Origin of the sequence: Runella limosa DSM 17973, assembly GCF_000482465.1 — a bacterium.
Classification (GTDB): Bacteria; Bacteroidota; Bacteroidia; order Cytophagales; family Spirosomataceae; genus Runella; species Runella limosa.
In genome coordinates this window covers 25,936-31,980 of the sequence record NZ_AXVJ01000070.1, presented here as the reverse complement: position 1 = coordinate 31,980, position 6,045 = coordinate 25,936, and the positions used below count along the sequence as shown (strand labels likewise).

General features: G+C 34.3%; 3 protein-coding genes. All 3 read right to left on the bottom strand.

The annotated features are described in order from the left end of the window. Window positions 1-183 precede the first annotated feature (183 nt). From K339_RS0108845 to K339_RS0108835, 3 genes are read right to left on the bottom strand one after another with little or no spacing between them, the layout of a single operon-like run. The gene (locus tag K339_RS0108845) at window positions 184-1,629 is read right to left on the bottom strand and encodes a UvrD-helicase domain-containing protein (RefSeq protein WP_028523282.1); all 1,446 of its coding nucleotides are present in this window, start codon (window positions 1,627-1,629) and stop codon (window positions 184-186) included. Continuing rightward, a complete protein-coding gene (locus tag K339_RS0108840; RefSeq protein WP_028523281.1) occupies window positions 1,619-3,298 on the bottom strand; it encodes an ATP-dependent nuclease in 1,680 nt (559 codons plus the stop codon). The genes K339_RS0108845 and K339_RS0108840 overlap by 11 nt, the downstream gene beginning before the upstream one ends. Before the next feature lie 16 nt (window positions 3,299-3,314). Then, complete coding sequence (locus tag K339_RS0108835) at window positions 3,315-6,044, bottom strand: restriction endonuclease (RefSeq protein ID WP_028523280.1); 2,730 nt, start codon at window positions 6,042-6,044, stop codon at window positions 3,315-3,317. Window position 6,045 lies beyond the last annotated feature (1 nt).

The following is a 6,045-nucleotide window of genomic DNA, read 5'->3' as shown; positions in this document are numbered from 1 at the left end:
GTGTAAAGCGCTATCGAAAACAAATTGAAAAGACAATTGATCAGCCAGCTATCTCCAAGTGACGGTTTTTGTACGAAACGGCAAAACTACCCATAAATGCAAAAAGACAACCAAAACGGCTGTCTTTTATTAGTTCAAACTTACACCACGTGGCAAAAGAAAACGGTTTAAATATTTAAAAGTTTATTTACTATATGGTGCTAATGTTTGAGTTGAAGTAAATATAATCAGTCTTTTGGATGCTCTTGTTAGTGCTACATACAAGTTTTTTGGGCAATCAAACTTATGAATATTCATAATTACCACGGTATCAAACTCTAGTCCTTTAGTTAATAATGTTGTACCTAAGCATTTACCATAAACTTTTCTACCCACTCTACGTATCATATTTCTCCTACTAACCATAGAATCATAGACAGTAGTTTGATTGTGTTCTGCATCATCTAATGACTTATAAATACTTTGAAACAACTCTTTTCTGTAACACTTAACTTTTGGTAGATGATATAAATCAATGAGTATTTTGGAAACTAAAGAATAAGAAAATTTTTGTTTTAACTTTTCAAAATTCTTTTTTATTGGCTCAATTTTTAACTTATCATCTGATGAACGCTTATTTTTTAATTTATTATCAGAAATCCAATTTGAAGTATTTTTGAGATAGCGACCAACAAAATCGAATAATTTACTTTCAGCGTTATCAATGTTCATAGTATCAAAAAACTCTGCTTGTTTATAGAAATCTTTGTCATCTATGGATTCTATTAAACTATACTGACCTCCAAAAAACTTTACAAATGCTTCACGATAATGAGTTGAACTTGATTCTGGAAATATTACAAGGAGACTTTGTTCAGTTGATAAACTCCATATCATTTCTTTAAATGCCTTTTCATCTTGATTGTGATATAAGGTTGAAAACTCTTTATCAATATAGTTATTAACTTTTCTTGTCTCAATAGTTTTTTTAAATAGTTCTAAATCAATAGGTGTGTTTGCTAATATTAAACTTCTTAATATTTTTAACGTTTCGCCCAATTTTTCATTATTCCCATTTTTCCAACGCCAAGGTTCTTTTAATTCATATTGATTATCAAGGAAATCGCCCATATCGTCTTTACTCGTCATATCTACTAATGGTTCACCTGTAAAATCAAAAATCCCTTGTAAATAATCACCCAATATATGGGTAGGCAAGTAGTCCGACAGTTTAAGAATTAATTGATGATGTGCTAAATTGCAATCCTGATACTCATCAACAAATAAACCATTATATGTATTTTGTATGATATTTTTTATCGGGGTTATTTGAATTAACTTTATAGCATTTTCTAAAATAAACGGATAATAGACGTTTGTATCTTCTTGCCTTGGGATGACTCCTACAAAAAACGATAAAACATATTTTTGAGCAAAACTTGAAATTGTTTCAACACTATATTTTGTACTCGGGATATTAGCTTTTTTTATTTTTTCTTTTATTGATGCTACCCCTGCGTGAGTATGTGTGAGTATTAATTGTTTACCTTCTGTATATTTTAAACACTCAACAATGGTGTGTGTCTTACCATAACCTGCTGGGGCTATGAGCATACTCTTAGGCTTAGAAACAAATTCTTTATAGTCCATTATCTATCCATTTTGCTAATTGGGTAAATTGCTTACCAAGATGTTTTTCGCTACCAACCAAATCTTCTAAACTTTCTAAACACTTAGAACCTAAAAAAATACCGTGGTCAATTCTTTTATAAAAACCTTTATTTTTTGAGCATTTCCCTAAAGCATCTATCATCTCGGGTGAATAATCTTTTCTCCATTCTTTTGGTAAAGGATTGAGTATATTTATAAGGTTAGCTTTAATAGTTTCCTCCCCCTTTTCATCTATAATATACTCAATCAACAACGATATGACTTCTTGGGGAACATCATCAAATATCTGTTGCTCAATAGATTTCTTTGCTTCGCAATCTACTATGGTAGCCCCTTTAGTTTTTAAATTATCTTTTGCTTTATTTATTACTTCATCATCAGAATCACAAAATACACATACATCATATCCTAATTCTAAGTATCCTAAACAGTAATTTACAAAATTTGTACCTTCCCCATCTGCAATACAAATTCCAAGATAACTTAAACTAAATAACCCCTTACTAATTCTATATTCATTAATTGCTCTACATATTCCTACCTCAGTTGCACCTTCACAAATAATTATCTTTTTTGCAAAAAAAGATTCAGGATTACTTCTTAAACAACCATTTATTGTGGGTGATATTTGGTTCAGGCTTTTATTCCCTTTCTTTAATATGTAAACATTCGTAGCTCCAAGTTCAACTAAAACATCTCTCGAATGAGTAGATATAAAAATTTGCCCTTTGTTTGTATTTTTAAGAGTTCTGATAAGATGTTGAACCCTATCAGGCTCTAATCCTTGCTCAACTTCATCTATTAATAGAATACCACCTTTTTTTACTAACTCTAATTGAATTGCTGTTGAAATAAGCCTTTTAGAACCTTTACCCCTTTGTTTAAATGGTATATTTTCTTCATGTAAATATATTTTACTTTCATTGGAGGTGAAATCTTTAAAATCTATTGATGTTGTGATTTTTTGTACTGGTACTCCCAAAATACGTGTAGAAGTTTCTACCTTATCAATTACTCCTTGTAAGTGTGAAAAGTCTCCACCGTCAACTTTAATTTTAGCTTCTCTCATAGCATCAGCAATGAGATTAGATTTAATATTATCTACTGTATCTTCCAATTTTAGTAACGAGTATAATGGATTCCCCTTACTCCATGAAAAGTGTCTATCTACATAATCAGATATTAAAAAAGCATTTAAAATTGCTCTGTCGCTTGCTTTTATCTCAATAGGGTCTTGTTCTCTACCGTTTGTTATATACCATTGTGGTTCTAATTCTCTATCTACTATTAATTTAACAGTTAGAGCTGAAATCTGATTATCGTTTATTTCATCACTAATTTTGTGTGAATCCTTATCAATACCTCTTATATACAAACCATACTTGTTTTCTCTTAAAAAAATATTTGGTAAGTCATATAAAGTCGCTTCAATTTCAATATTTTTATCTATTTCACAATTATAAAAATCAGTATCATAAAAAGATAAATTCCAACTTGGCGAAAGAACCATTGATATTGCGTTTAATATTGTAGTTTTTCCTGAGTCCCCCCTGCCTATTAAGCAGATAAAATCAGTCAAACCAAAAACTTGCTCAAAATCTTGAATACCACGAAAGTTTTTAATTTTTAAAGTGTGAATCTTTGCCATTAGTACAATTTTATTTTTATAAATCCCCTAAACTACCTACCACTTTATACTGTACTTCCTCGCTCGAAAACTCTGCAAAGTGTTTTTCTCCACACTTGATTTTCATTCTCTCGCTTTCTCTAAGCAACGTTTTATCTTTGGCTGCTTTCGCATCCTTCGTCTCGGCCACAAAGTACACTTTCTTCTGCTCTCCCTCTTCCTGCTTTATCAATGCCCAATCGGGGTTATAGTTTCCAATTGGGGTCTTGACCAAGAACCATGAAGGCAATTTGATATAAAACAATACATCATCCCTTGTCTCGCACTCTTCAGCAAAGCTTCTTTCAGGTGTTGATAGTGAATCAATCAATACATAGTTATACAATGTTTTTTCTTGATTCTTAACCTGTATCATATTATCAATGTATGATTCTATTTCCTCACTCTCAAACAATGTCATTTCATAACTCTGCCCTGCAATCCTTTCATACTTGATACCGTTTACTTTCAGTCTATCAAACTCTGTCTTAATGGCTTTAACAACGGAGTCCATGAAGACCTGGGGATTGTTGAAAATCTCACCGATACGTCCCGAATTTAGAATAATTTGTGATACAGTGTTTCTTGTGAGTTCCGTTTTTGACTGGATATAGCCAACAAAATCAGGTATTTCAAATTTTATGTCTGATACTGTCCGCTCTTTTGAGCTTTTCACATCACCACCAACCTCAAGCAAATTACCGTCCTTATCCCTCACAAACTTGGTTTCTGTTTTGATACGCTGTATCTGAGGCTTCGGCACGGTTGGCATTTGCTTGACTGCTTCGCTCGCTGTCTCAATAAGTTTGTCAGTTTTATAATCAACCTTGTACTCTGTTTTATGCTTGATACGATTCCATAAATCCAAAAAGTGTTGGTCTAACTCCCAATTCTTTTTCAATTCTATCTTTTGGCGGTTACGTGCGTTTTTGATTCTACCCTCAAACTTAACCCCGCAATCGTTCTCAATTTCTTTCTGTAATGCTCTTGCAAAATCCTCATAACTTTCATTTGCTATGACGGTCAATTTATTCACTCCCCTGTCGATGTTTCTTGCTCCCGACTGATTAACACACAAACGTAAACCACGCCCGATCTCTTGGCGTTTTTTTATCTCTGACCTTGTTTCATTAAGCGTACAAATCTGAAACACATTTGGATTATCCCATCCCTCTCTCAAAGCTGAGTGACTGAATATAAAACGCAACGGGGTTGCCATATCCAAAAGCCTTTCTTTATCCTTCATAATCAGGCTGTACGCTTCATCATCAGCTTTGGTTGAACGACCTTCTGAGCTATCCTTGAACTTACCCTTGTCTTGGGAGAAATACCCATCGTGCATCTGAGCCGCATCATACGGGTACAAGTTGTTGTATCTTGGGTTTTTCAATGCTTCTGTCAAAAGTTCCTCAAACCATAGTGCAAACTGCCCTTTTTTAGCTGTCCCGTCGGGTGCATACTCACGATAATTTGCAACTTTATCAAGGAACAACACGGATAACACCTTGATACCTTTAGCGTTCAACTCTTTTTCCTTCTTCAAATGGTTGTCAATGGTTGCCCTTATCATCTCCTTTTGAATCTCGGTATTCATCCCCCCTTGCGGCTTACCTTTATATAGTACTGTACCACTTGAAAACTCAATCAATTCTTCTTCTGAATCAATATAATTGATAATATAACCGTCTTTATAGGCTTCAACTCTGTTTGATAATTGGTATAAATTATCTCCTGTTTTTGCGGTTACTGATTTTTTGGCTACTCCGTTACTTTCATTTTTGAGTATGGTTAAAACTGCTGACGTTGAACTTTTGGCAAGTTTAAAGTTATCCAGACTAACAAAAGCCCCTCCGTTATCATTTTGTGCAATTACAGAATCAACCTCAATTTGCTTTACCAATCCCAAATCATACGCCTTCACGGGGTCGAGCTTATAGATTAGGTTATACAAGTTTGTGTGAGTGGCTGAATAACGCAACGTAAACAAAGGATTCAAGTTCGCAATGGCTCTTTTCCTTATATCGGTTTCCATGTTCTGCGGTTCGTCCACTATTACAATTGGGCTTGTCGCCTGTAAATGCTCAATCGGTCTTACTCCCCTTTCCCTTATCTGATTGATTACGTTTGCATCCTTAGTGAAACTATCAATATTGATTACCATGATTTGAATGGTATTACTACGGGCAAAATTTGATAGGCTGACTAATTTCTTGGAGTCATACACCTCAAAACTGGCAGGGGTATTTTCGTATAAATCTTGGAAGTGTTCAAACGTAATTTCAAGGTTTTTGATGACTCCCTCACGGATGGCCACCGATGGCACAACAATGACAAACTTTTTGAACCCATACACCTTGTTGAGTTCGTAGATGGTACGCAAGTACACGTAGGTCTTACCCGTTCCCGTTTCCATCTCAATTGAGAAGTTACCAAAGTTCGGGCTTATTGTGTCACCTTTCTCATCCTTAAATCGTATTTTTTCCAACTCGCTTGACGGGTCAAGGTCGTTTTGAGCCTGTATTTTTTGGATATTAGCAAGTATCTGTTCAGGCGTAACGGTTAATCTGTTACCTATTCCTATTTCAGTAAACTGTAAACTCCCCCTGTTTTCGTCTGCAAGCGTAAATTCAAAATCAGTGGTATTAAGGTCTTGACCTTCCAGTATGTCCACCACCGACTGAATCGCATCTATTTGATACTGTTGGTTTTTCTCAAATTGTATTTTCATA